The sequence below is a fragment of the Pseudoduganella sp. R-34 genome, from assembly GCF_049904655.1.
In the GTDB taxonomy this organism is placed as follows: domain Bacteria; phylum Pseudomonadota; class Gammaproteobacteria; order Burkholderiales; family Burkholderiaceae_D; genus Rugamonas.
On the sequence record NZ_CP184572.1, the window covers coordinates 1,627,529 to 1,652,186 of the forward strand.

General features: G+C 64.5%; 25 protein-coding genes. 15 read left to right on the plus strand and 10 right to left on the minus strand.

Going from position 1 to position 24,658, the window contains the following annotated elements; genetic code table 11:
• Positions 1 to 62 precede the first annotated feature (62 nt).
• The 4 genes from urtB to urtE are packed head-to-tail and all read left to right on the plus strand — an operon-like array spanning position 63 to position 4,222.
• Complete coding sequence (urtB, locus tag ACN9MW_RS07630; protein WP_426172145.1) at positions 63 to 1,631, plus strand: urea ABC transporter permease subunit UrtB; 1,569 nt, start codon at positions 63 to 65, stop codon at positions 1,629 to 1,631.
• Positions 1,628 to 2,740 (plus strand): urea ABC transporter permease subunit UrtC, encoded by a 1,113-nt coding sequence (gene urtC, locus ACN9MW_RS07635; RefSeq protein WP_426169352.1) that lies wholly within the window; start codon positions 1,628 to 1,630, stop codon positions 2,738 to 2,740. The genes urtB and urtC overlap by 4 nt, the downstream gene beginning before the upstream one ends.
• Positions 2,737 to 3,516, plus strand: a complete 780-nt coding sequence (gene urtD / locus ACN9MW_RS07640; protein WP_426169354.1) for an urea ABC transporter ATP-binding protein UrtD — start codon at positions 2,737 to 2,739, stop codon at positions 3,514 to 3,516. Before urtC ends, urtD begins: the two co-directional genes overlap by 4 nt.
• 7 nt (positions 3,517 to 3,523) lie before the next feature.
• Positions 3,524 to 4,222, plus strand: a complete 699-nt coding sequence (gene urtE, locus ACN9MW_RS07645; RefSeq protein WP_426172147.1) for an urea ABC transporter ATP-binding subunit UrtE — start codon at positions 3,524 to 3,526, stop codon at positions 4,220 to 4,222.
• Here the strand turns inward: urtE and ACN9MW_RS07650 are convergent.
• The gene (locus tag ACN9MW_RS07650) at positions 4,200 to 5,135 is read right to left on the minus strand and encodes a response regulator (protein WP_426169356.1); all 936 of its coding nucleotides are present in this window, start codon (positions 5,133 to 5,135) and stop codon (positions 4,200 to 4,202) included. The two genes, urtE and ACN9MW_RS07650, sit on opposite strands and share 23 nt — an antisense overlap.
• Positions 5,119 to 8,466, minus strand: a complete 3,348-nt coding sequence (locus tag ACN9MW_RS07655; RefSeq protein WP_426169359.1) for a hybrid sensor histidine kinase/response regulator — start codon at positions 8,464 to 8,466, stop codon at positions 5,119 to 5,121. The genes ACN9MW_RS07650 and ACN9MW_RS07655 overlap by 17 nt, the downstream gene beginning before the upstream one ends.
• Before the next feature lie 97 nt (positions 8,467 to 8,563).
• Here ACN9MW_RS07655 and ACN9MW_RS07660 point away from each other — a divergent pair, with 97 nt between their 5' ends.
• The 8 genes from ACN9MW_RS07660 to ureG are packed head-to-tail and all read left to right on the plus strand — an operon-like array spanning position 8,564 to position 14,375.
• Positions 8,564 to 9,397 (plus strand): nickel transporter, encoded by an 834-nt coding sequence (locus ACN9MW_RS07660; RefSeq protein ID WP_426169361.1) that lies wholly within the window; start codon positions 8,564 to 8,566, stop codon positions 9,395 to 9,397.
• An 11-nt stretch (positions 9,398 to 9,408) separates the two neighbouring features.
• A complete protein-coding gene (locus ACN9MW_RS07665; RefSeq protein WP_426169363.1) occupies positions 9,409 to 10,251 on the plus strand; it encodes an urease accessory protein UreD in 843 nt (280 codons plus the stop codon).
• Between the two features lies 1 nt (position 10,252).
• On the plus strand, positions 10,253 to 10,555 hold the full coding sequence (locus ACN9MW_RS07670; protein WP_426169365.1) for an urease subunit gamma: 303 nt from the start codon (positions 10,253 to 10,255) through the stop codon (positions 10,553 to 10,555).
• A gap of 7 nt (positions 10,556 to 10,562) precedes the next feature.
• Complete coding sequence (locus ACN9MW_RS07675; RefSeq protein ID WP_426169368.1) at positions 10,563 to 10,880, plus strand: urease subunit beta; 318 nt, start codon at positions 10,563 to 10,565, stop codon at positions 10,878 to 10,880.
• On the plus strand, positions 10,880 to 12,580 hold the full coding sequence (gene ureC / locus ACN9MW_RS07680) for an urease subunit alpha (protein WP_426169371.1): 1,701 nt from the start codon (positions 10,880 to 10,882) through the stop codon (positions 12,578 to 12,580). The genes ACN9MW_RS07675 and ureC overlap by 1 nt, the downstream gene beginning before the upstream one ends.
• A 13-nt stretch (positions 12,581 to 12,593) precedes the next feature.
• Positions 12,594 to 13,085: an urease accessory protein UreE gene (gene ureE / locus ACN9MW_RS07685; protein WP_426169373.1), complete on the plus strand. Its 492-nt coding sequence runs from the start codon at positions 12,594 to 12,596 to the stop codon at positions 13,083 to 13,085.
• Positions 13,086 to 13,087: 2 nt separating this feature from the next.
• Positions 13,088 to 13,747, plus strand: coding sequence for an urease accessory protein UreF (locus ACN9MW_RS07690; RefSeq protein WP_426172149.1), 660 nt, complete (start codon positions 13,088 to 13,090; stop codon positions 13,745 to 13,747).
• A 10-nt stretch (positions 13,748 to 13,757) separates the two neighbouring features.
• A complete protein-coding gene (gene ureG / locus ACN9MW_RS07695; protein WP_426169375.1) occupies positions 13,758 to 14,375 on the plus strand; it encodes an urease accessory protein UreG in 618 nt (205 codons plus the stop codon).
• On the opposite strand, the gene ACN9MW_RS07700 is transcribed toward ureG, so the two are convergent.
• From ACN9MW_RS07700 to ACN9MW_RS07710, 3 genes are all read right to left on the minus strand, one after another.
• Positions 14,372 to 16,348 carry an ATP-binding protein gene (locus tag ACN9MW_RS07700; RefSeq protein ID WP_426169378.1) on the minus strand — a complete coding sequence of 659 codons (1,977 nt, stop codon included), beginning with the start codon at positions 16,346 to 16,348 and terminating at the stop codon, positions 14,372 to 14,374. The two genes, ureG and ACN9MW_RS07700, sit on opposite strands and share 4 nt — an antisense overlap.
• 145 nt (positions 16,349 to 16,493) lie before the next feature.
• Entirely contained in the window at positions 16,494 to 16,901 is a 408-nt protein-coding gene (locus tag ACN9MW_RS07705; RefSeq protein WP_426169381.1) for a hypothetical protein, read from the minus strand.
• Positions 16,902 to 16,913: 12 nt separating this feature from the next.
• Positions 16,914 to 18,146 carry a porin gene (locus tag ACN9MW_RS07710; protein WP_426169383.1) on the minus strand — a complete coding sequence of 411 codons (1,233 nt, stop codon included), beginning with the start codon at positions 18,144 to 18,146 and terminating at the stop codon, positions 16,914 to 16,916.
• A gap of 248 nt (positions 18,147 to 18,394) precedes the next feature.
• Between ACN9MW_RS07710 and argJ the strand changes: the two genes are divergently transcribed.
• The 3 genes from argJ to mutT are packed head-to-tail and all read left to right on the plus strand — an operon-like array spanning position 18,395 to position 20,896.
• Positions 18,395 to 19,633, plus strand: a complete 1,239-nt coding sequence (gene argJ / locus ACN9MW_RS07715) for a bifunctional glutamate N-acetyltransferase/amino-acid acetyltransferase ArgJ (RefSeq protein WP_426169385.1) — start codon at positions 18,395 to 18,397, stop codon at positions 19,631 to 19,633.
• Positions 19,634 to 19,637: 4 nt separating this feature from the next.
• On the plus strand, positions 19,638 to 20,504 hold the full coding sequence (locus ACN9MW_RS07720) for an ATP-binding protein (RefSeq protein ID WP_426169388.1): 867 nt from the start codon (positions 19,638 to 19,640) through the stop codon (positions 20,502 to 20,504).
• Positions 20,501 to 20,896: an 8-oxo-dGTP diphosphatase MutT gene (gene mutT / locus ACN9MW_RS07725; protein ID WP_426169391.1), complete on the plus strand. Its 396-nt coding sequence runs from the start codon at positions 20,501 to 20,503 to the stop codon at positions 20,894 to 20,896. Before ACN9MW_RS07720 ends, mutT begins: the two co-directional genes overlap by 4 nt.
• A 61-nt stretch (positions 20,897 to 20,957) precedes the next feature.
• Here mutT and yacG read toward each other — a convergent pair whose 3' ends face one another.
• From yacG to ACN9MW_RS07750, 5 genes are all read right to left on the minus strand, one after another.
• Positions 20,958 to 21,137: a DNA gyrase inhibitor YacG gene (gene yacG, locus ACN9MW_RS07730; protein WP_426169393.1), complete on the minus strand. Its 180-nt coding sequence runs from the start codon at positions 21,135 to 21,137 to the stop codon at positions 20,958 to 20,960.
• Positions 21,138 to 21,142: 5 nt separating this feature from the next.
• Entirely contained in the window at positions 21,143 to 21,898 is a 756-nt protein-coding gene (gene zapD / locus ACN9MW_RS07735; RefSeq protein WP_426169396.1) for a cell division protein ZapD, read from the minus strand.
• A gap of 61 nt (positions 21,899 to 21,959) precedes the next feature.
• On the minus strand, positions 21,960 to 22,562 hold the full coding sequence (gene coaE / locus ACN9MW_RS07740) for a dephospho-CoA kinase (RefSeq protein WP_426169399.1): 603 nt from the start codon (positions 22,560 to 22,562) through the stop codon (positions 21,960 to 21,962).
• Positions 22,559 to 23,431, minus strand: coding sequence for a prepilin peptidase (locus ACN9MW_RS07745; protein ID WP_426169402.1), 873 nt, complete (start codon positions 23,429 to 23,431; stop codon positions 22,559 to 22,561). Before ACN9MW_RS07745 ends, coaE begins: the two co-directional genes overlap by 4 nt.
• A gap of 5 nt (positions 23,432 to 23,436) precedes the next feature.
• Complete coding sequence (locus tag ACN9MW_RS07750) at positions 23,437 to 24,648, minus strand: type II secretion system F family protein (protein ID WP_426169404.1); 1,212 nt, start codon at positions 24,646 to 24,648, stop codon at positions 23,437 to 23,439.
• Positions 24,649 to 24,658: the final 10 nt, after the last annotated feature.

Here is a 24,658-nt window from a genome sequence, read left to right on the forward strand (position 1 = left end):
CCGTGATGCCGGCGGCTGCTGCGCGCAGTCCGCCGGACTTGATTACTGGAGACTTCCCCATGATGTATTCCGCTGTGCGCCGGCTGCTGGCTGGCATTGCGCTTTACCTGCTTGCCGGGGCCGCGCCGGCGGCCATTGCGCCAGCCATGCTGCAGCCGCTGGCTGGCGACGATCCCGACGCGCGGGTGGCGGCAGTCGCTGCCATCGGCGCGCTCGGCACGCCGGAAGCGGCGGACGTACTGCGTGCTTTGAAGGACGATGCCTTGTACCTTTTGCCCGACGGGCGGGTGGCCAGCCTTGCGCCGTCGGCGCCAGCGCCAGAAGGTGCGTCGGTCATTGTCGTCAATAACCGCCTGCGCGCCGCCATCGAGACGGCCCTGTCGGGCATGGATCTGCTGGCGCCCGGGACGGCACAGCGCCTGGCGGCCGCGCGTGCCTTGCTGGGCCAGGAATTGGACCCGGCCCAGGTGGCGCTGGTGCAGCGCGCCCTGCAGGGTGAGCAGGACGGGCAAACGCGATCGGCGCTGCAACTGTTGCTGGCCCTGGCCAGCTTGCAGGCGCCGCAGGCTGGCGAACGTGCCGCAGCCGCGCGCCAGTTGGGTGAACTGGGCGGCAGCGCGCAGCGCGCGCCGCTGCAGGCCAGGCTGGAGCAGCCATCCGCCGAATCTGATGCCGCCGTTCGCCTGGCGCTAACGGACGCCGTGAAGGCGATCGACGCCAGGCAAGCGCGCACTGAGCTGGTCGGCAACCTGTTTTATGGCATGTCGCTGGCCAGCGTACTGCTGCTGGCGGCACTGGGGCTGGCCATTACCTTCGGCCTGATGGGCATCATTAATATGGCGCACGGCGAATTGCTGATGATCGGCGCCTATACGACTTACCTGGTGCAATCGCTGTTCCGCCACTACTTGCCGCAGGCGGTCGAGCTGTACCTGCTGGCGGCGCTGCCTGCTGCATTCGCCGTGGCGGCGCTGGTGGGCATGGCGCTGGAACGCACGGTGATCCGCTGGCTGTACGGACGCCCGCTGGAGACCTTGCTGGCGACCTGGGGCATCAGCCTTGTGCTGATGCAGGCCGTGCGCACCCTGTTCGGCGCGCAGAACGTGGAAGTGGCCAATCCGGCCTGGATGTCGGGCGGCATGACGGTACTCGGATCGCTCGTGCTGCCTTACAACCGCATCGCGATCATCGTGTTTGCCGTGCTGGTGACGGCCGGCGTCTGGCTGCTGCTGAATGGCACCCGCCTGGGCCTGTTCGTACGTGCCGTCATGCAGAACCGGCGCATGGCGGGCTGCGTTGGCGTGCCGACAGGCCGCATCGACATGCTGACTTTCGGGCTGGGCTCCGGCATTGCGGGGCTGGGGGGCGTAGCCTTGTCGCAGCTGGGAAATGTGGGGCCGGACCTCGGACAGTCCTACATCATCGATTCGTTCATGGTGGTGGTGCTGGGCGGCGTCGGCCAACTGGCCGGCACCGTGATTGCCGCCCTGGGGCTTGGTGAAGCCAACAAATTACTGGAGCCGGTGGCGGGCGCCGTCCTGGCCAAGATCGCCATCCTCGCCTTCATCATCATCTTCATCCAGCGCCGGCCGCAAGGGCTGTTCGCTGTCAAAGGCAGGAGCGTTGAATGAACAAGCTGTTTTCCCGCCGCGCCTGGTGCGCTCTCGCGTGCCTGGTGGTGCTGGCAGCCTTGCTGCCGGCATGCAACCTCGCCTTCGCGCCTGGACATGCGCTGCATGTGCCGGATTACCTGGTCGGGCTGGCCGGCAAATTCATGTGCTATGCCATGGCGGCGCTGGCGCTCGACCTGGTGTGGGGCTACACCGGCATCCTGTCGCTGGGCCATGGCCTGTTCTTTGCCTTGGGCGGCTATGCGCATGGCATGTACCTGATGCGCGCCATCGGCCGCGACGGCGTGTACCAGAGCGCTCTGCCCGACTTCATGGTCTTCCTCGACTGGAAGGAGCTCCCCTGGTACTGGGCCATGACGGACAGTTTCTGGTACTGCCTGGCGCTGGTGGTCCTTGTGCCGGGCGCGCTGGCCTTCGTGTTCGGCTACTTCGCTTTCCGTTCGCGCATCAAGGGCGTGTATTTTTCCATCATTACGCAAGCCCTGACGTATGCCTTCATGCTGCTGTTCTTCCGCAACGATACCGGCTTCGGCGGCAACAACGGTTTCACCGATTTCAAGCGCATCCTCGGCTACAGCATCACGGCGCCGGCCACCAAGGCAGTGCTGTACCTGGCGACACTGGGGTGCCTGGTGGGCGCCCTGCTGCTTTGCCGCTGGATCGTGGCCTCGCGCCTTGGCCGTGTGCTGCAGGCCGTACGCGATTCGGAAGCGCGCCTGATGTTCATCGGCTATAACCCGCTGTGGTTCAAGCTGTTTGTCTGGACCCTGTCGGCAGTCCTGTGCGCGATTGCCGGCGCGCTGTACGTACCGCAAGTGGGCATCATCAATCCGTCGGAAATGTCGCCGGCCAACTCGATCGAAATGGTGGTCTGGGTGGCGGTCGGAGGGCGCGGCACTTTGCTGGGCGCGATCCTCGGCGCTTTCACCGTGAATGGCCTGAAAAGCTGGTTTACCGCTGCCTTCCCGGACCTGTGGCTGTTTGCCCTCGGGCTGTTGTTCATCCTGGTGACGCTGCTGATGCAGAAAGGCCTGCTGGGACTGCGCCTGCCGCGGCGCCCCCGACGCGCTGCACCGGCGCCTAGGCAGGAACTGGAGGAGGTGGCATGAAGGTCGCGCAAGACAATCGGCTGGACACCAGCCATGGCGCCATTCTCTACCTGGAGGACGTGACGGTCGAATTCGACGGTTTTCGCGCCCTGAACAAGCTCAGTCTCGATATCTCCGTGGGCGAATTGCGCTGCATTATCGGCCCCAATGGCGCCGGCAAGACCACGATGATGGATGTCATCACCGGCAAGACGCGCCCCAGCTCCGGCAGCGCATGGTTCGGCCAGCGCCTCGATTTGTCGGCGCTGACGGAATACCAGATCGCGCAAGCCGGCATCGGCCGCAAATTCCAGCGGCCTACGGTCTTCGATTCGCACACGGTATTCGAGAACCTGGAGCTGGCCATGAAGATGGACAAGCGCGTGCGGCCCACGCTGTTCGCGCGCCTGGGCGGCGAACAGCGCGACAAGATCGACGCCATCCTGCGCCAGGTCCGCCTGGAAGGGCAGGCGCAGCGCCAGGCCGGGCTGCTCTCGCACGGCCAGAAGCAATGGCTGGAAATCGGCATGCTGCTGATCCAGGATCCCCAATTGATCCTGCTCGACGAGCCGGTGGCCGGCATGTCCGACGCCGAAACGGCGCGCACCGCGGAATTGCTGGATGAATTGCGCGGCAAGCATTCCATCGTAGTGGTGGAGCACGATATGGGCTTCGTGGCCGAAATCGCCCAGGGCGGCAAGGTGACGGTGCTGCACGAAGGCGCGGTGCTGGCGCAGGGGCGCATGGACGAAGTGCAGGCCGATGAACGGGTGATCGAAGTCTACCTGGGACGCTAGGACGATGATGCTGCAAGCCGAAAACCTGAACCAGTATTACGGCTCTTCCCATACCTTGCGCGGCGTCTCGCTGCAGGTGGCGCGCGGGGAGTGCCTGGCGCTGCTGGGCCGGAATGGCGTGGGCAAGACCACGCTGCTGAAATGCCTGATGGGCGTGCTGCCGGTGGCTGGCGGCACCGTGCAACTCGCCGGGCGCGACATCACGCGCCTGCCGCCCCATGCGCGCGCGGCGGCCGGCATTGCCTATGTACCGCAAGGCCGGGAAATCTTTGCACGCCTGACGGTGGAGGAGAACCTGCGCATGGGAATGGCCAGGCTGCCGCGGCGCGAGGCTGCGAACATCAGCGGTGAAGTCTTCGAGCTGTTTCCCGTGCTGAAGGAAATGCTGCAGCGGCGGGGCGGAGACCTGTCCGGCGGCCAGCAACAGCAGCTGGCCATTGCCCGCGCCCTGCTGCAACGGCCGCAGGTGCTGATCCTGGATGAACCGACCGAAGGCATCCAGCCGTCCATCATCAAGGATATCGAACGCGTGATCCGGCTGCTGCGCCAGCGCGGCGACATCGCCATCCTCCTTTGCGAACAGTACTTCGATTTCGCCCACGCACTGGCCGACCATTTCGTCGTGCTGTCGCGCGGCGAAGTGGTGGCGGCCGGCAGCCAGGCGCAGATGGCGAGCGACGACGTTACCCGCCACCTGTCGGTCTAGAGGACACCGCCAGCGCGGCCGCGGCAGTGCGCGTCTCCACGCCCAGTTTCGCAAACACATGCTCCAGGTGCTTGTTGACGGTACGGGGACTGGTGCCGAGGATGTCGCCGATGTCGCGGTTGGTCTTTCCCTTGCTGACCCAGTGCAGCACTTCGGCTTCGCGCTGGGTCAGGCGGTGCCTGGCCATCAGCGACTGCACCAAGGCGTCGTCCGCCTCCTCCCGCAGCACCACGCTCCACTGGACCGCTTCGTCCGCCTCGCCAAGCGTGAAGATCAGGCGCCGCGTGCCTTGGGCGATGACCAGTGCGGCCGCTTCCTCGCCGGCGGAGCGTGCCCGCACGGCGCGTTGCAGCCAGGGCGATACCTGCGGCGGCAGCGTTGATTTCGCCTGGGCCGGGAAGTAGATGTCCAGCCATTGCCGCGCCAGCGGGGTTTGCCAGATGATGCGTTCTTCCGGATCGACCGCCAGCACGGCGTGGCCGAAGGCGTCGAGGGCGCTGCGGGCCTGGCTCACCAGGCGTGCATTCTGCGTGTGGGCGCGGATGCGCGCCAGCATCTCGTTCTGTCGCACCGGCTTGGTGACATAGTCGCTGCCGCCGGCCTGGAATGCCGCCACCACATGTTCGCTCTCCGTCAGCCCCGTCATGAAGATCACCGGGATGGCGCGGGTCTGCAGGTCCGCTTTCAGGCGGCGGCAGACTTCGAAGCCGTCCATGCCGGGCATGACCGCATCCAGCAGCACGACGTCGGGCACCAAGGCATTGGCCTGTTCCAGTGCGGTGGCGCCATTGTTGGCGACTACGACGGAATACCCCGATTCATCCAGCGCGTCGTGCAGCACGGCCAGGTTTTCGGGCATATCGTCAACTACCAGCACCAGTTGGCCTGGTGGGCGCTCAATCGTTTGTGGCATGGGATGCTCCCCGTTCGAGCAAGCGCGCCATCGCTTCCAGTTCGAAGCGCTGCGCGTGGTCTCGCATGATGTCGACAAAATGCCGGTACGGTTCGCCGAGCGCGGCGATGACGTCCAGCTGCTGCTTGATGCCGCGCATGTAGCCGGCCTTGACCTGGGCGCGCAAGGGAGCAAGCTGGGCGGGCGAGGGCAACTGCGGTCGGCCGGACGGCGAGGCGCTGGCGGCTGCCGTTTCCGGCGCCAGCCAGTCCAGCTGCAAGCGGCGCCCGATCCAGTCCAGCAGTTCGGCCAGTTGCACCGGCTTGGTGAAAAAATCGTCGGCGCCAATGCCGGCCGGGTTGGGCAAGCCCTTGTCGTAGGCATTGGCCGAGACGATGCCGATCGGCACCGTACAAGCGTGTTCGGTGCGCAGCAGGTGGCTGGCCTCCCAACCGTCCATGCCAGGCATGGCCAGGTCCATCAGGATCAGGTCGGGAGCGAAGCCGGCGTAACTTTGCAGGCACTCCTGGCCAGAGGCGGCCTGACCGACGATGAAGCCGAGCGGCGTCAATATGTCCGCCAGCAGCTCGCGGTCATTGCGGTCATTGTCGACCACCAGGATGCGGCGGCGAGCTCCGGCGTACCCGTTGCGCTGGAGCGGGGCGGTATCGGGCTCCGGCGCCTCGGCGTGCAAGCGTGGCAGCAGCAGGCGCACGCTGAAGACACTGCCTGTGTCCGGCGCGCTGCGTACTGTCAGTTCGCCGCCCATCAGCTCCGTCAGCAGTTTACTGATCGGCAGGCCGAGACCGGTGCCGCCGCAGTTGGCGGCATCGCCGGCGCTGCCGCGCGCGAAGGGCTCGAAGATGCGTTCCAGCTCGTGCTCCAGGATGCCGGGGCCGCTGTCCTCCACTTCGAAATGCGCCATGTCGCGCTGGTAGCGCAGTCGGAAGACAATACTGCCCTGGCTGGTGAACTTGACCGCATTGCCGAGGATGTTGATCAGGATCTGGCCGAGCCGCTTGCGGTCCGCGCGCACCACCGCCGGCAGGCTGCCCTGCACCTCGTAACGGAAGGCCAGCCCCTTGCTGGCGGCCTGCTGTTCGAACATCTGCACCAGCTGCGCGACGAAGGTGGCGAAATCCAGCGGTCGCAGGTCGACGCTCAGGCGGCCGCCTTCGATGCGGGCGATGTCGAGCGTGCCTTCGATCAGTGACAGCAGGTGCTCGCCGCTGCCGCGGATGACACGGATGGCCTGCTGCCGGTGCGGCGGCATGGCCGGGTCGTTCTGCAGCAGTTGCGCATAGCCGAGGATGCTGTTGAGGGGAGTGCGGATCTCATGGCTGATGCCGGCGATGTAGCGGCTCTTGGCCTGGTTGGCCTGGTCGGCCAGCTTCCGCGCCTGCTGCGCTTCTTCCTGCGCCACGCGGCGCCCTTCGCGGTTCAGTACCAGCCACCAGGCGACGATGGCGCTGACCAGCAGCAGCGCGCCGAAGATCTTGAGGAAGGCCAGGCGCAGTGGCGCCAGCAACTGCGCCTGCCCGGCTTGCACCAGGGCCGCTGCCTCATGCAGGTAGAGCAGTCCTAACAGGCCAGCCAGGAAGAGCAGGGTCAGGGTCATGAGGAGCAGGTAGTAGCCCAGCCCGCTGACCAGGTAAGGCCAGGCCGACCTGGGCAGCAGCCAACGCATCGCTGCCTGCCATTGCACGGCAAGGCGCGCGTGCGGCTTGCATGCATCATCGCAGCGCGCGTCGAGGCAGCAGCAGAGCGAGCAGATCGGCCCCTGGTAGGCTGGGCAATGCGCCATGTCTTCCGCTTCGTAGTCCTTCTCGCAAATGCTGCAGGTATTGCTGTGCGCCGCAGCCGCCTGGCGCGCAAGGTAATAGCGGCCGCCGGTGAGGTAGGCAATGGCCGGCGCGGCGGCGAAGGCCGTGGCGAGCGCGATGAAGGCTGAAAAGGCGCGGGCCGTGGCGCCGAACAGGCCGGTGAAGGCGGCCACTGACAGCAGGGAGGCCAGCAGCATGGCGCCGACGCCGACCGGATTGATATCGTACAGGTAGGCGCGGCGGAATTCGATGCCGGCCGGGCTCAGCCCGAGCGGCTTGTTGATGACCAGGTCGGCCACCACGGCGGCGATCCAGGCGATGGCGATATTGGAGAACAGGCCGAGCACCTGGTCCAGCGCCTGGAACACGTTCAGTTCCATCAGCAGCACGGCAATCAAGGCATTGAAGCAGGCCCACACCACGCGCCCGGGATGGCTGTGGGTCAGGCGCGCGAAGAAATTCGACCAGGCCAGCGAACCGGCATAGGCATTCGTCATATTGATCTTGATCTGCGACACCACCACGAACACCACCGTGGCCAGCAAGGCCAGGACCGGGCCTGCGCCGACCAGGCTGAACCCGGCCAGGTACATGTGGGTCGGGTTGACCGCCTGCGCCAGGCTGGCGCCGCCTTGCAGCGCGAGCAGTGCGAGCAGGGCGCCGGCCAGCATTTTCAGGGCGCCGACCACGGTCCAGCCAGGTCCCGCGGCCAGCACGCCAAGGTGCCAGCGCAAACGCTGCTTTCCGGGCGGCGGCATGAAGCGCAGGAAGTCGACCTGTTCGCCGATCTGCGGGATCAGGGCCACGCCAACGGCGGTGGCGGCGCCAAAGGCCAGGGTGTTGAAATGGGCATTGGCCGGATCGCTGCCGGAGAACTGGAGCAATTGGCCGGGAAGGTCTGGGCGCTTGCAAGCGATGGCGACGAAGGGCAGCGCCATCAGCAGCAGCCAGAGTGGCTGGCTCACCATCTGGATGCGGCTGATCAGGGTCACGCCATGCGTTACCAAGGGGACCACCGCCAGGGCGCTGGCCAGGTAGCCGAGCCACAGGGGCAGGCCGAAATACAGTTCCAGCGCGTAGGCCATGATGGCCGCTTCCAGCGCAAACAGGATGAAGGTAAAGGAAGCGTAGATGAACGATGAAATGGTGGAGCCGATGTAGCCAAAGCCGGCGCCGCGGGTCAGCAAGTCCATGTCCACCCCGTGGCGCGCCGCGTAATAGCTGATCGGCAGGCCGGTCAGGAAGATGATCAGGCTGACAGCCAGGATGGCCCAGAAGGCGTTGATAAAGCCGTAGTGCACGGCCAGCGTGCCGCCGATCGCTTCCAGCACCAGGAAGGCGATCGCACCAAAGGCGGTATTGGCGACGCGAAAAATGGACCATTTGCGAAACGCGCGTGGCGTGAAGCGCAGCGCGTAGTCTTCGATGGTTTCATTGGCAACCCAGGTGTTGTAGTCGCGCCGGATCTTGACGATGCGCTGAACCGTTTTGGTGCGTGGGCTTTCCAGGTTTGGTGCAGGCGTGTTCATGGGTTTGCGGGATTCGTGCTGGCTACTGCATTAATGCAATTACTATGCCCATCTGAACCCCTGTTTCAACTGGTATGCGTCTTGCTTATTGAGGAGCATGGCCGATACCCTTCCCGACAATTTGATTGGACTTTGTTTGCTGGTGCTCAGCCTTGGCTTGAGGCACGGCTTCGACGCTGACCACCTGGCGACGATCGACGGGCTGGCCCGCTGGAACATGGCGGCACGGCCACGCCTGGCGCGCCAGTGTGGCGCCTGGTTTTCCCTGGGCCACGGCGCGGTCGTCATGGCCATCGCGGTGGCGCTCAGCACACTGGCGGGGCACTGGCAGCCGCCGGCCTGGCTTGAGCTGTGCGGCGCCTGGGTCTCGATCGCCTGCCTGATCGGCCTGGGACTGTTGAATGTGCAGGCGCTGCTTGGCGCGCCTCGCGGGCAGATGGTCGCGCCGGCGGGCTTGAAAGGCCGCTTCCTGGGACGGCTGGCCGCCGCATCGGGACCGGGCGGGGTGGCACTGGTGGGCGCCTTGTTCGCCTTGTCGTTCGACACCATCAGCCAGGCCAGCCTGTTTGCCGTGGCAGCCACCGAGTTCGGCGGCTGGCGGCATGCATTGTTGCTGGGCGTGCTGTTTACGCTGGGGATGCTGGTGGCCGATGGCGTGCATGGGGTCTGGATTGCGCGCCTGCTGCGCCGTAGCGGCGAGACGGCAGTGCTGGCCTCGCGCATCATGGGCTGGGTGGTGGCCGGCCTGAGTTTCCTGGTGGCGGGTTTCGGCGTGCTGAAGCTGTCATCGCCGGCCATCGGCACATGGAGCGATGGCAAGCAGCTGGCCCTCGGTGCGGCACTGGTGGCATTGCTGGCCGGCAGCTTCCTGATGGCCGTGGCCATGGCGCGGCTGCGCGCGGCTGCGCGTACCGACGCCTCCCTCGGATAGTGGTGGCCGTCATGCGCATGGACCTTCCCGCTGCCGCCCTTTCTCCCGCGTCGTGGCGCGCCAGCCTGGCGCTGGGCTATGCGCGCGCTGGCGCTGCAACGCGGCTGGTGCAGCGCGCTCACAGCGGTCCCTTGCGCGTGCAAAAAGCCCTCTATCCGGAAGGGGAAGCCGTCTGCCACAACATCTTGCTGCATCCACCGGCTGGCATTGCGGGCGGTGACGAGCTATCCATCGACATCACGGCCAGCGCCGGATCGCATGCCCTGCTGACCACGCCGGGCGCCGCCAAGTGGTACCGCGCCAATGGCAAGCCGGCGAGGCAGCGGGTCAGGATCGTGGCTGGGCCGGATGCGCGCGTGGAATGGCTGCCGCAGGAAACCATCTTCTTCGATGCCACGGATGCGCATCTGGCGCACGAGGTCGACCTTGCCGCCGGCGCGCGCTACCTTGGCTGCGACGTCCTGTGCTTTGGCCGCAGCGCCAGCGGCGAGCGCTATGCGCGCGGCACGGTGCACCAGCACCTCGAGGTGCGCCAGGCCGGACGCCTGCTGTGGTGGGACCAGGGCGTGCTGCACGGCGGCAGCAGCGCCATGCAAAGTCCGCATGTACTGGGTGGCGCGACGGTCTGCGCCACCTTGCTGGCAGCGGGACGTGCCGCCGACGCTGCGCTCCTTGCGCAGTTGCGCGCGCTGGATCCGGCGCTGGGCGCGAGCGCGCTCAAATCCGTGCTGGTGTTGCGCTACCTGGGCCACGATGCCGAACAGGCGCGCAAGCTGATGGCGCTGGCCTGGCAAACCATGCGCCCGTACTGGATGGAGCGCCCTGCAACCGAACTCCGGATATGGAATACCTGATATGGATCTCTCTCCACGCGAAAAAGACAAACTGCTGCTGTTCACCGCCGCGCTGCTGGCCGAACGCCGCCGCGCGCGCGGCCTCAAGCTCAATTACCCGGAAGCCGTGGCCCTGATCAGCGCGGCCATCCTGGAGGGAGCGCGCGACGGCAAGACCGTGGCCCAGCTGATGGCCGAGGGCGCCCAGGTGCTGGCGCGCGACGAGGTGATGGAGGGCGTGCCCGAAATGATCTCCGACATCCAGGTCGAAGCAACCTTTCCCGACGGGACCAAGCTGGTCACCGTCCACCACCCCATCGTCTGAGGACGGCATGATACCTGGCGAATACCTGCTTGAAGAAGGCGACATCACCCTCAACGCCGGCCGCGCCGGCTGCACCTTGGTGGTGGCCAATAGCGGCGACCGGCCGGTGCAGGTCGGGTCGCATTTCCATTTTTTCGAGGTCAACGCGGCCCTGCAGTTCGACCGCACGCAGGCACGCGGCATGCGGCTCGATATCGCCGCCGGCACCGCCGTGCGCTTCGAGCCCGGCCAGCGCCGCACGGTGCAGCTGGTCGCGCTGGCCGGCACGCGCCACGTGTACGGCTTCAACGCCCTGGTGATGGGCGCATTGGACGGGGAGGGATAATGGCCCGGATTTCGCGCCGCGCCTATGCGGAAATGTTCGGGCCGACCACGGCCGACCGCCTCCGCCTGGCCGACACCGAACTGTTTATCGAGATCGAACATGACTACGCCATTCCCGGCGAAGAAGTGAAGTTCGGGGGCGGCAAGGTGATCCGCGACGGCATGGGACAATCCCAGTTGCCGCACCGGGACGTGATGGACACGGTGATTACCAATGCCGTGATCCTCGACCACTGGGGCATCGTGAAAGCCGATATCGGCCTGAAAGACGGCCAGATCGCCGCCATCGGCAAGGCCGGCAACCCGGACATCCAGCCGGGCGTCACCATGGCCATCGGCGGCGCCACCGAGATCATTGCGGGCGAAGGCATGATCGTCACCGCCGGCGGGGTCGACACGCACATCCATTTCATCTGCCCGCAACAAATCGAAGAAGCGCTGGCGTCGGGGGTGACCACCATGATCGGCGGCGGCACCGGGCCAGCCGTCGGCACGGCAGCCACCACCTGCACGCCCGGCCCGTGGCACATCCACGCCATGCTGGCGGCGGCAGACGCCTTCCCCATGAACCTGGGCTTCCTGGGCAAGGGCAATGTAAGCCTGCCGCGCCCGCTGGAAGAGCAGGTCGAGGCGGGCGCCATTGGTTTGAAGCTGCATGAGGACTGGGGCAGCACACCGGCGGCGATCGACAATTGCCTGTCGGTGGCCGACCGCATGGACGTGCAGGTCGCCATCCATACCGACACGCTGAACGAGGGCGGCTTCCTGGAAGCGACGTTGGCGGCGTTCAAGGACCGTACCATCCACACCTTCCATACCGAAGGAGCGGGGGGTGGCCATGCGCCGGACATTATCGCGGCGGTTGGCCAGTCGAATGTGCTGCCCTCGTCCACCAACCCGACCCGCCCATTCACCGTCAACACGCTGGACGAGCACCTGGACATGCTGATGGTGTGCCACCACCTGGACGCCGCCATCGCGGAAGACGTGGCATTTGCGGAATCGCGCATCCGCCGCGAAACCATTGCGGCCGAAGACATCCTGCACGACCTGGGGGCGATCTCGATGATGTCGTCCGACTCGCAGGCCATGGGGCGGGTGGGAGAAGTCATCATGCGCACCTGGCAGACGGCGCACAAGATGAAAGTGCAGCGCGGCCCGCTGCCCGGCGACGACAGACGCAACGACAACACGCGCGTCAAGCGCTACGTGGCCAAGTACACCATCAATCCTGCCATCGCCCATGGCATTTCGCATGTAGTTGGCTCGCTTGAAGTGGGCAAGCTGGCCGACCTGGTGCTGTGGCGGCCGGCCTTCTTCGGCGTCAAGCCGTCCCTGGTGCTGAAAGGCGGCATGATCGCCTGTGCCCAGATGGGCGATCCCAACGCCTCGATTCCCACGCCGCAGCCCGTATACATGCGCCCGATGTTCGGCGCCTTTGGCGGCGGCTTGAAAAAGTCGCTGACTTTCGTGTCGCAGGCGGCGTTCGAGGCGGGCGTGGCGCAACGCCTCGGACTTGCCAAGCGCGTGGTGCCGGTGCGCGCCACCCGCCAGCTGCGCAAAGCCGATATGGTCCACAACGGCGCGACCCCGCACATGGAGGTCGACCCCGAAACCTATGAAGTGCGCGCCGACGGCCAGTTGCTCGTGTGCGAAGCCGCGCCGGTGCTGCCGATGGCGCAGCGCTATTTCCTGTTCTGAGAAAGCGAAGACCATGCAGACCCTGCACACCAAACTGGCCGCCGCCGACCGCGTCGACGGTGAGCTGGTACTGACTTACGACCAGCGCGAGAAGTGCCGTCAGCGCGCGCGCCTGGTGTCGGGCGAAGAGATCGCCCTGTTCACTGCGCGCGGCACGGTGCTGCGCGAGGGCGACCTGCTGACCGGTGAAACCGGCTTCGTGGCGCGCGTGCACGCGGCTGCGGAGCCGGTGTACACCGTGCGCGCCGCCGATGCCCACGGTCTGCTGCGCTGCGCCTTCCACCTTGGCAACCGCCATAGCCAGGTGGAGGTGGGCGACGGCTTCCTGCGCATCCGCGTCGATCCCGTGCTGCGCGATATGCTGGCCGGGCTGGGTGCGATTGTCACTGAAGACCTGGCGGCCTTCGAGCCGGAGGCCGGCGCCTATTCCGGCGGGCATGGGCACGGCCACCCGCTGGCCCCGGTGCCGTTGCGGCAGAAGATCCATCGTCCTGCGGACGCATGAGGATGGAAGCGAAGGCGCTGCTGCATCTGCTGCAATTCGCCAGCCCGGCGCTGCCGGTTGGCGCCTACAGCTATTCGCAAGGCCTGGAGGCGGCGCTGGAGGATGGCAGCGTGCACGATGCGGCCACGGCGCGCGCCTGGATGAGCAGCATGCTGCACGAAGTGCTGGCGCGCTGGGACGCGCCACTGTTCTGGCGTCTGCTGCGCGCCCACGCGGCAGGCGATGCGGCGGCTGCAGCGTGCTGGGCCGAGCGCTGCCTGGCCTCGCGCGACACGGCGGAACTGCGCGCGGAGTCGGTGCAGATGGGCTTTTCGCTGGCGCGCCTGCTGGCCGAACTGGAGCTGGCGCCGGCCGCCGAAGGCGAGGAAGCCTATCTCGCCGCGCTGGCCCGGGCCGTGCATGCGCTGAGCGTGCCGCACGAGGCGGCGCTGCTGGCCATGCTGTTCGGCTGGGCCGAGAACCAGGTGCTGGTGTGCGTCAAATCCATCCCGCTCGGGCAGGTGGCTGGCCAGCGGCTGCTGCTGTCGCTGCGACCCGAGATCGAAGAAGCGGCCCGTATTGCGCAAGCGCTGGACGATGCGGACATGTCCAACTGTGCGCCCGGGCTTTCCCTGCTGTCGATGCGGCACGAAGTGCAGCACGGCAGGCTTTACCGTTCATAAAGGAATTACCATGGCATCCAATCCCCTGCGCGTCGGCATCGGCGGCCCGGTCGGCTCCGGCAAGACCGCCCTGTGCGAAATGCTGTGCAAAGCGATGCGCGACAATTACGACATGGCTGTGATCACCAATGACATCTACACCCGCGAAGACATGGAGATCCTGCTGCGCGCACAGGCGCTGCCGCCGGAGCGCTTGATGGGCGTGGAAACGGGCGGCTGCCCGCACACCGCGATCCGCGAGGACGCTTCGATCAACCTGGAGGCGATTGCACGCTTGCAGGCGGATTTCCCGTCGCTCGACTTGATCCTGGTCGAATCCGGGGGCGACAATCTTGCCGCGACCTTCAGTCCGGAGCTGTCGGACCTGACCTTGTATGTCATCGATGTGGCGGGCGGCGAAAAGATTCCGCGCAAGGGCGGGCCCGGCATCACGCGCTCCGACCTGCTGATCATCAACAAGACGGACCTGGCGCCGCACGTAGGCGCAGACCTGGACATCATGGCGCGTGACGCCGCACGACAGCGGGGCGAACGCCCTTTCGTGTTCACCAATTTGCGCAGCGGGCAGGGCGTGCAGGAAGTGGTTGGCTTCATTCGCGAACAGGGTTTGCTGGGCATGCCGCGCTAGTCCCTTTGCGGTGAGCTGGCCGGCAGCGAGATGCGAACCGTGGCTCCCTCGCCGGGGGCCGACTCGATCCCGATGCGCCCGCCCATCACGCCGGTGACGATGTTGTAGACGATGTTCATGCCAAGGCCGGTGCCGCCACTGCCCATTTTGGTAGTGAAGAATGGATCGAAGACTTTGCGCTGGACTTCTTCCGACATGCCGGCGCCATCGTCGCGAAACACGATTTCGACCTGCCCGTCTTCGACAGTACGGGCGGATAGTCGGAGGTGGCCGCTGGTGCGGCCTTCAAAGGCGTGCATCAGGGCGTTGTTGATCAAGTTGTTGAAGACCTGGTACACGCTGCCCGGATAAGAATCGAGTTCCAGTTCCGGGGGCACGTCGACTTCCATCTGGATTGCACTGCGGCGCAGGCGCGGCATGTAGGTCGCGGCGGTGTCGAGCGCGACTGCCTGCAGGCGGAAGCGGCGGCGCTGGTCGTTGGTCTGGTCCACGGCAATCTGCTTGAAGGAAGCGATCAGGGACGCTGCTTTCTCGAGCGAACTGGAAATCAGGCCGCATGCAAGCTGTACCTCTTCCAGGTGATGATTCAACGTAGAGCGCCGCACCGAGCCGTCAGCCACCGACAGTTTGAATTCCTTCACGCGGTCGTCCAGCGCGGTGGAGGCCAGCAGGCTGTTGCCGATCGGCGTATTCAATTCATGCGCGATGCCCGCCACAAGCGAGCCGAGGGAGGCCATCTTTTCAGCTGCGATCAGGTCGTGCTGGGTGCGCTGCAAGGTCTCCAGCGCATGCGACAGGTCGCGATTTGCCTGCTCCAGCGCGGCTGAGCGTTCGCGCACCCGCGACTCCAGTGCATCGTTCAATTCGCGCAATTGCTGCTTGGCCTTCATCTCCTGCGTCAGGTCCAGCAAAGCCCAGATGATGGCGTGCTTGCCGTCCAGGAGCAGCGAGGACGACCAGATCGCCACCTGTCCCGGCCCGCCGTCAGGCAGCATCACATCGGCCAGCTCGCCGCGCACCACGCCATGCAGGCGGTACTCGTTCCAGATGCGCTGGCGCTCGTTGGGCGAGGCCCAGAACGTCACTTCATCCGAACGCCTGCCAATCAGTTCGTGCAGCGGCGTGCCGAAGGTGCGAGCCAGGGCCTGGTTGGCGGCGATGATGCGGCCTTCCTGGTCCGATACCGACAGCGGCAGCGGGGTCATGTCGAACAGGGTGCGGAAGCGTTCTTCGGATTCGCGCAAGCGACGCTGCGATTCTTCGAGCTGGGCGATGCGTTCGCGCAGCGCGGCGCTCATGAGGTTGAGCGAATGCGTTACCACTTCCAGTTCGTCGCCGCCGCTCTCGGGCAACTGGCTGAACTGTCCTTCCGCCAGATGTTCCGAGTGGCGCGCCAGGGCAGCGAGGCGTTTGCCGACGCCGCGCGTCATGGCGAAGAACAACAGCAGGGCCAGTGCGAAACCGAGCAGGGCGATCAGGCCGCCCTGGCGCAGCACGTCGTCGCGCGCCGTTACAAGGTCGACGGTGGAAAGGCCGAAGTGCAGCATGCCCACCTGGTTATCCTTCAACAGCAGCGGCGCTTGCGCGTGCAGCAGGTTGCCGTCGACGGAGGTGCGCACGCCGCCGCCCAACTGGGCCTGGCGCAGCGCTTCCGGCATGAAGTCTGGCCGCTCGCCCGCTTCCAGCACCGTTTCGCCGGAAGCATCAAGGATCACGATATAGCGCAGGAAGCTGTCGCGCGGGTCGGACAGCATTTCCGACCAGTAGCTGCGCAATTCGCCCAGGCGGCCGCTGCTGGCATAGGGCGTCAGCGTGAGGTTGAGGTTGATGGCATATTCGTGGGCGACGCGGTCGGCGTTGCGGCTGACGGCGTTGGTCATCAGGCGCAAGCTGTTGCCGATCAACAGGGCCACCACTACGGCCTGGACGAAAGCGCTCAGCAGCAGGAATTTCGCGCGCAGCGAAAGCTTCAAGTTATGCCCCCCAGCTTTGTTGATTTTTGATTATCGGGACATTGTATCCCTTCATTAGTGAAAGTTGCCGAAATTTAAAAAAAACGCCGCCCGGCTGTTGCGGGGCGGCGTTGGCGCGTAGCAGGCGCAGTAAAGCTTGTTCGGCTTATGGCAGGGTCAGGATGACCTTGACGCTGTCGTCGACAGCCGATTTGTCGATGTAGCCGATGGCTTTCGGATCGTCCGCCACGGCTTTTTTCACCTCGGCGTTGGACTTGAATTCCTTCGGTGGCGTGGCCTTGCCGGTAAATACCAGCTTGGACCAGATGGCTTTCACCTGGGCAGGGTCCTTTTCGGCGACTTTCTGGTAGAAGTCGGTGCGGATCTTGGAGCCTTCAGCCTGGTCCACCGGGGTGAACATGGCCGATTTGCCGAGGAAGAACTGGGACGCCTGTTCCGAGAACATGCGCGAGGCCGGATTGTCCTTGTTGACGATCACGACGATTTCGGCCGAAGCAGGCAGGGCTGCGGCAGCCAGTGCCGAGGCGAGGAGGGCGCAGAGGATTTTTTTCATGGCCGTAGCTCCTTAGAACACGAAGTCGATGCCGGCGGCATAGACGTTCACGCTGTTGCTGTAAGTTGGCACGCCGGAAGGCAGGATCAGGGAGCCGCCTTTGACTTGTGGCTTGACGTGGTCGATCTGCACTTTCAGGGCCAGCGACTTGGCGAAGTCCCAACGCATGCCGACCAGGTCGGATTTCTGTTCAGGCGACACCAGCAGGCCGCGCACGGCGCCGAAGGTTGCTGCCAGCGGATGGGCGGCAGGCACGGTCGGCACGGTTACGGACGAACCGTGGCCCTTGTAGTAAGCATGGGCGTAGTAAGGCAGCACTTTGCCGAAGCGGTAGCCGGCCATGATGTAGCCCGAGTTGGTCTCAGGGATGTAGACCGGCTCGTGGGCGCGGCGCTGGGCGTATTCGGCTTGCAGCACGATGTTCTTCCAGTCCATCGTCAGGCCGATTTCGGTGAAGCTCATCTTCTTGCCGCCGCGCAGGGTCAGGTCGTCGGCGAGCTGGACTGCGGCAGGCACCTTGGTCGCGGCCAGGCCGTCGGTCAGGGCGTTGATCGGGGCCAGGTTGTTGACTTCGATCTTGGCGCGGGCGTGCGCCAGGCGGGCGGTGAACGGGCCGTATTCGGCCGTCACGGCAGCGCCGAACACCGGCGACTGGTGCTTGGCGACCGAACCGCCGCCGGTCGGGATGTACAGCTTGCCGCGGCTCACGCCGCCGAAGCCTTGCACGGTGACGTTGGTGTCGCCGAAGGCATGCTGCCAGTTGACGTCAGCACCGTCCATGTTTTCAATCGGGGCCTGGCCGTACATTTCGATCGGCGGGCGCATCATGGTATTGGCGTAGCCAACGTTCTGGTAGTCGGAGATCAGGAATGCGGGCAGCACCACGCGGCCCAGGCGCACATTGGTCTCGTCGTTCAGCTTGTACTTCAGGAAGCCCCAGGTCAGGTCGGTGGTGAACTGCTGGCTGGTGTTCTTGCGGGTCAGTACCTGCACGGTGCCCGACAGGCTATCGTTGAAGGTGTAGGTGGCTTGCAGGCCCAGGTTGCTGTCCAGGCCGATGCGCGGCGAGTCGCCGGTGCCTGCAGCCTGGTTGTAGCGTGCGAATTTTGCATCATCGGAGTTGGTCTTGGCCACGCCCAGGGTGCCAAAGCCACTGATGCTCAGGTTGCCGTCGCCCAGGGTACCGGCCTGAGCCATCATGCTGGTAGCAGCCAGCATGGCGGCGGCGAGAAGCTGTTTCTTCATGAAGTGATCCGATCGAATGTTATTTTATTGATAGTGCAGCGCACCAAAGTCATGCCATTTTGTTTATGGCAGTTTCCTAGAATAAACTAAAATTGCACCAAATTGAATTGGAACCTGCACAAATAGAGAGCAGCTTCTAGAAACTGTGGGGTTTTTGAGTTCTTTGATTGGCGTTATTGCACTGCGCACTGAAATGCGCGTGCGTTTAAAATAACAGCTTCGTTCCCTATCAAGATTGAGAAGAAAACATGGCCGTCAATTCCCCTATCCCAGTTGCCGCTGACCTGAAGCCGGTTGCCGGTATCGAGCTTGGCTATGCCGAAGCTGGCATCAAGAAGCCGGGCCGCAAGGACGTGCTGGTCCTGAAGCTGGCCGATGGCGCCACTGTGTCCGGCGTATTCACGCTGAACCGCTTCTGCGCCGCGCCTGTGCAGATTTCCAAGGAAAACCTGGCGGCCGTGAAAGCCGGCGGCAAGCCGATCCGCGCCCTGATGATCAATACCGGCAATGCCAACGCCGGCACCGGCGAATCGGGCCTGGCCAACGCGCGCACCACCTGCGCCGCGCTGGCCAAGGAACTGGGCTGCGATGCGCAGCAGATCCTGCCGTTTTCCACCGGCGTGATCCTGGAGCCGCTGCCAGTCGAAAAAATCGTGGCCGGCCTGCCGAAAGCCATCCAGAACCTCAAGCTGGACAACTGGTTCAACGCCGCCGAAGCGATCATGACCACCGACACCCAGCCCAAGGCCGGTTCGCGCACGGTCGATGTCGCCGGCCACAAGGTCACCATGACCGGCATTTCCAAAGGCGCGGGCATGATCAAGCCGAACATGGCCACCATGCTGGGCTACCTGGCCTTCGACGCCAAGGTATCGCAGCCGGTGCTGGACGTGCTGGTCAAGGAAGCGGCCGACAAGTCCTTCAACTGCATCACCATCGACGGCGACACCTCGACCAATGACTCCTTCATGCTGGTTGCCACCGGCGCCGGCACCCTGGTGGTGGACTCCGTCGATTCGCCTGAATACAAGGCGCTGGCCGCTGCCGTCACCGAACTGTCGGTATTCCTGGCGCAAGCGATCGTGCGCGACGGCGAAGGCGCCACCAAGTTCATGACCATCACCGTGGAAGACGGCAAGGACACCGCCGAATGCCGCAAGATCGCCTACTCGATCGGCCACTCGCCGCTGGTGAAGACAGCCTTCTTCGCGTCCGACCCTAACCTGGGCCGCATCCTGGCCGCCATCGGCTACGCCGGCGTGGACGACCTGGATGTCAGCAAGATCAACCTCTACCTGGATGACGTATGGGTGGCCAAGGACGGCGGCCGCAACCCGGACTACAAGGAAGAAGACGGCCAGCGCGTGATGAAGCAAAGCGAGATCACCGTGCGTGTGAAGCTGGCGCGCGGCACCGCCGCTTCCACGGTCTATACCTGCGACCTGTCACACGACTACGTGTCGATCAACGCCGACTACCGTTCCTGAGCGGATGTCGCACCAACTCGACCAATTCCTCAAGCGCGCCGAGGCATTGCTGGCGCGCGTGGAAGCCATCGTGCCGCCTGCCGCCGCAGCGCCGGACTGGCTGGCCTCCACCGCCTTCCGCTGGCGCAAGCGGGGCCACACCGGCTTTCTCCAGCCTGTGCCGCGCCCTGCGAAAATCGCCTTTGACGACTTGCAGCACATTGGCCGCCAGAAGGCGCAGATCGAACAGAACACGCGCCAGTTCGTGGAGGGCAAGCCCGCCAACAACGTATTGCTGACCGGCGCGCGCGGCACCGGCAAGTCTTCGCTGATCAAGGCTTGCCTGGCGGCGTTCGCGCCGCAAGGCCTGCGCCTGATCGAAGTCGACAAGGCCGACCTGCACGACCTGCCCGACATCATGGACCTGGTAGCAGGCCGCCCGGAGCGCTTCGTGGTGTTCTGCGACGACCTGTCGTTCGAGGAAGGGGAGAGCGGTTACAAGGCGCTGAAGGTGGCGCTGGATGGCTCGGTGTCGGCCGTGATCGACAACGTGCTGATTTACGCCACCTCCAACCGGCGGCACCTGATGCCCGAGCGTATGTCCGACAATGCCACCTACACGCATGACGATGATGGCGACCTGCATCCGGGCGAAACGGTGGAAGAAAAGATTTCGCTGTCCGAGCGCTTCGGCCTCTGGCTGTCCTTCTACCCGTTCAAGCAGGACGACTACCTGGGCATCGTGGCGCACTGGCTGGCCGCCTTCGGCTGCAGCGTGCCGCAGATCGCCGACGCCCGCGCCGAAGCCCTGCAATGGGCGTTGCAGCGCGGTTCGCGCTCGGGCCGCGTGGCCTGGCAGTTTGCACGCGATTACGCAGGGAGATTGAAATGACTGCGCGCCCGATCGATGTCGCAGTCGGCATCCTGATGCAGCCCAATGGCGACGTCCTGCTTGGACAGCGCCCTGAAGGCAAGCCCTACGCCGGCTACTGGGAATTCCCGGGCGGGAAAGTCGACCCGGGCGAGACCATCCTGGAAGCGCTCAAGCGCGAATTTGTTGAGGAGCTGGGCATCCATATCCAGAGTGCGGAAGAATGGTGCGGCGTCGAGCACGTCTACCCGCACGCCCACGTGCGGCTGCATTTCTTCATCAGCCGCGAATGGAGCGGCGAGCCGCAAAGCCTGGAAGGCCAGGCCTTCGCCTGGCAGGGAACGGTAGGCGTCGAACCGCTGCTGCCCGCCACGATTCCATTGCTGGAGTGGTTAGACAAAGTACGGTATTAAAAGTCGGGGTCAGGTCTGGCAATCCGCCATTTTGGCGGATTGCCAGACCTGACCCCGACTTTCATTTTGATTCTTCGTCGAGCGGATCGGTGGGGGCGGCGCCGGGGATGGTGTATTTTTCCTCGGCCCAGGCGCCAAGGTCGATCATCTTGCAGCGTTCGCTGCAGAAGGGGCGGTATTTATTGGCTTCCGTCCACTCTACCTTGGCATGGCAGGTGGGGCATTCAACGACAGTAGGCATGGTGCTTAGAAATTACAGAGGGTGAGCTCGAATGGTACATCTTCTTCCAGCGGCTTGGGTTTCAGGTCGCCGCCTTGGGAAGTAAAGCGCACCCACAGCATGTATTTGTTGGCCGAGATCTCGGGAATCGCGCCCAGTGCTTCGTCGACCGACAGGCGCAGCATCTGGTAGACCTTGCCTTGTAGCATCTGCTGGTAACTGCCGGCATTGGCGATCATTTTCACCGGGGCGCCGGAGTCACGCAGCAGGCGCAGCACCAGGGCCAGGGCGTCGAACAGCGGCGCCAGCGGGTTGAACCAGGTGACGATGTCGTTGAAGCGCTTCTCGGCCGGCTGCTTTTGCCAGGCGAAATAGGAAGGCAGGTCGAATTCGCAGGCGCCGCCCGGGATGATGGTGCGGCCGCGGATGCTCATCAGCCATTCGTTGTCGCGCACGTTCTGGCCGGTCTTGCCTTGCGAGGCGACCAGGGCGCTTGAAACACTGTCGAGTTCGGCGAGGATGGCGTCCAGCATTTCGGCCTGGACGTTCGGGTTGGAGCGGTAGCCCAGCAAGCTCTGGCGCTGGCGCTCGAGTTCTTGCAGCAGATCGGATTTCAGGTCGGCCCGCCCGGCCACTTCGAGCATGTCGAAGATGGTGGCCAAAGCGACGTGGTGCTGCATCGGGTGTTCCTGATGCACGAAGAACTTGAACTTCTCGTATAGATCCTCCAGGCGCAGCAAGGTGCGGATGCGCTCATTGAAAGGATATTCGTAAACGATCAAAGCATCCCTCGTGTCGAAGACCTATTAATAATCTCGTGATTCTGAACTATGCGAAGCAAAATTACAAATATTGCTGATAAAAACCATGCAAACGGTCTACTTGAGGGGTTAAAGCTTCGATCCTGCCGCCATTGTCTATGACATCGTCGGCCGCTGCCAGCCGTACCGCGCGCGGTACCTGGGTGGCCATGATGGCCCGCACCTGGTCTTCGGCCAGGCCATTGCGCGCCATCACGCGCGCCACCTGGACTTCTTCCGGGCAGTCGATTACCAGCACGCGGTCGACGCGCTGCTTCCAGGCGCCGGATTCGACCAGCAGGGGAATGGCCAGCATCACGTAGTCGCCGCTGGCATCGGCAGTCGCGGCCAGGGTGGCGTCGCGGATCATGGGGTGGAGGATGGCTTCCAGCCGGCGCTTGGCTGGCGGTTCGCGGAACACGAGCTCGCGCATTTTTGCGCGGTCCATGGCGCCGCGGCTGTCGGCCATGTGGGAGCCGAATTCGGCCAGGATGTCGGGCATGGCGGCGCCATTGGGCCCGGTCAGGGTGTGGGCAATCTGGTCGGTGTCGACGATGCTGGCGCCGCGGTCGGCAAACATATTGGCAACCAGGCTTTTTCCGCTGCCTATGCCGCCTGTCAGGCCGACCACGAAGCGCGCCGTCATGTCAGGGCGGGGCCGTACAGGATGGGGGTGATCTGCTGGCCGAAGAACAATGCCGCCAGGCCGGCGCCGGCCAGGTAGGGGCCGAACGGGATCTTGTGGTCGAAGCCCATGCGCGAGGCGATGATGATGCCGATGCCGACCAGTGCGCCGACCACCGAGGACAGCAGGATAATCGCCGGCAGCATCTGCCAGCCCATCCAGGCACCCAGCGCGGCCAGCAGCTTGAAGTCGCCGTAGCCCATGCCTTCCTTGCCGCGCACCAGCTTGAACAGCCAGTACACGGACCACAGCGCCATATAACCGGCGGCTGCGCCCAGCACGGCATCCTGCAGGGGCACGAACATGCCCTTCACATTGACCAGCAGGCCAAGCCACAGCAGCGGATAGGTCAGGTCGTCCGGCAGCAGCTGGGTGTCGAAGTCGATGAAGGTCATCGCGATCAGCAGCCAGCCGAAGACCAGGGTGGCCATGCCGGTCCAGCCGAAGCCGAAGTGCCACACCAGGCCGGCCGACAGCAGGGCGCTCAGGGCCTCGATCGCTGGATAGCGCGCCGAAATCGGCGCCTTGCAGGAGCTGCATTGACCGCGCAGCACCAGCCAGCTGATGATCGGGATGTTTTCCAGCGCCGTGATCTGGTGGCCGCAATGCGGGCAGGCCGAACGCGGCACCACCAGGTTGTAGCGTTCCGGATGCGGCTCCGGTTCATTGCGCTCGCTGGCGCAGAACTTGTCGGCCTCGCGCTGCATCATGACCGGCACGCGGTGGATCACCACGTTCAGGAAACTACCGACCAGCAGGCCAAGGATGCCGGCCACCAGGGCGGCGGCCAGCGTTGCTGGCGGCGAGAACAGCATGAATACGTCTTGCATGCTGCTTACACCACCGAGCCGAGTTTGAAGATTGGCATGTACATCGCAACCACCAGGCCGCCGATCACCACGCCCAGGACCACCATGATCATCGGCTCCATCAGGCTCGACAGCTGGGCGACCGCCTCGTCCACTTCATCTTCGTAGAAGTCGGCCACCTTGCCCAGCATCGCATCGAGCGCACCGGATTCTTCACCGATGGCCACCATCTGGGTCACCATGGTCGGGAACACGTCGGCATTTTGCATGGCCACGGTCAGGCTGGTACCGGTGCTGACTTCGGTCTGGATCTTCTTGGTCGCTTCCAGGTAGACGTTGTTGCCGGCAGCGCCGCCCACCGAATCCAGCGATTCCACCAGCGGCACGCCGGCGGCGAACATGGTCGACAGGGTGCGGGTCCAGCGCGCAACGGTTGCCTTGCGGATCACTTCGCCGAACACGGGAACCTTCAGCAGCAGGCGGTCCATCGTGGCCTGCATCTTTGCCGAACGGCGCCAGCTCTGGAAGAAGAAATACAGCCCGGCAAACAGGCTGCCGAAGATGAGGTACCAGTACTTGACGAAGTAATCCGAGATCGTCATCACGAACAGGGTCGGCGCCGGCAGGTCGGCGCCGAAGCTGCTGAACACTTCCTTGAAGGCCGGCACCACCCAGATCATGATCACGGAGGTCACGATGAAGGCCACTGCCAGCACGGCGATCGGATAGGTCAGGGCCGACTTGATCTTGGCCTTGATGGCCAGCGTCTTTTCCTTGTAGATGGCCAGGCGGGTCAGCAGGTCTTCCAGGATACCTGCCTGTTCGCCGGCTGCCACCAGGTTGCAGAACAGCGGATCGAAGTACAGTGGGTACTTGCGGAACGCCATGTTCAAGCTGGTACCGGTCTCGATGTCGGCACGCAGATCCAGCACCAGTTTCGATACCGAAGGATTGGAGTGTCCCTTGCCGACGATGTCGAAGGCCTGCAGCAGCGGCACGCCGGCCTTCATCATGGTCGCAAGCTGGCGCGTAAACAGGGTCAGGTCCTTTTCGGTGACCTTCTTGCCTGTCCGGTAGACCTTTTTCTTGATCTTGGTGGCCATGATGCCCTGGCGGCGCAGGGTCACGTTGACCACGGCTTCGCCACCGGCGCGCATTTCTCCGCGCACGGTCTTGCCGGTCTTGTCCTTGCCTTCCCAGGTGAATATCTGTTCTTTCGCGGTGCCCGCAGTAGCCATATCCTATTTC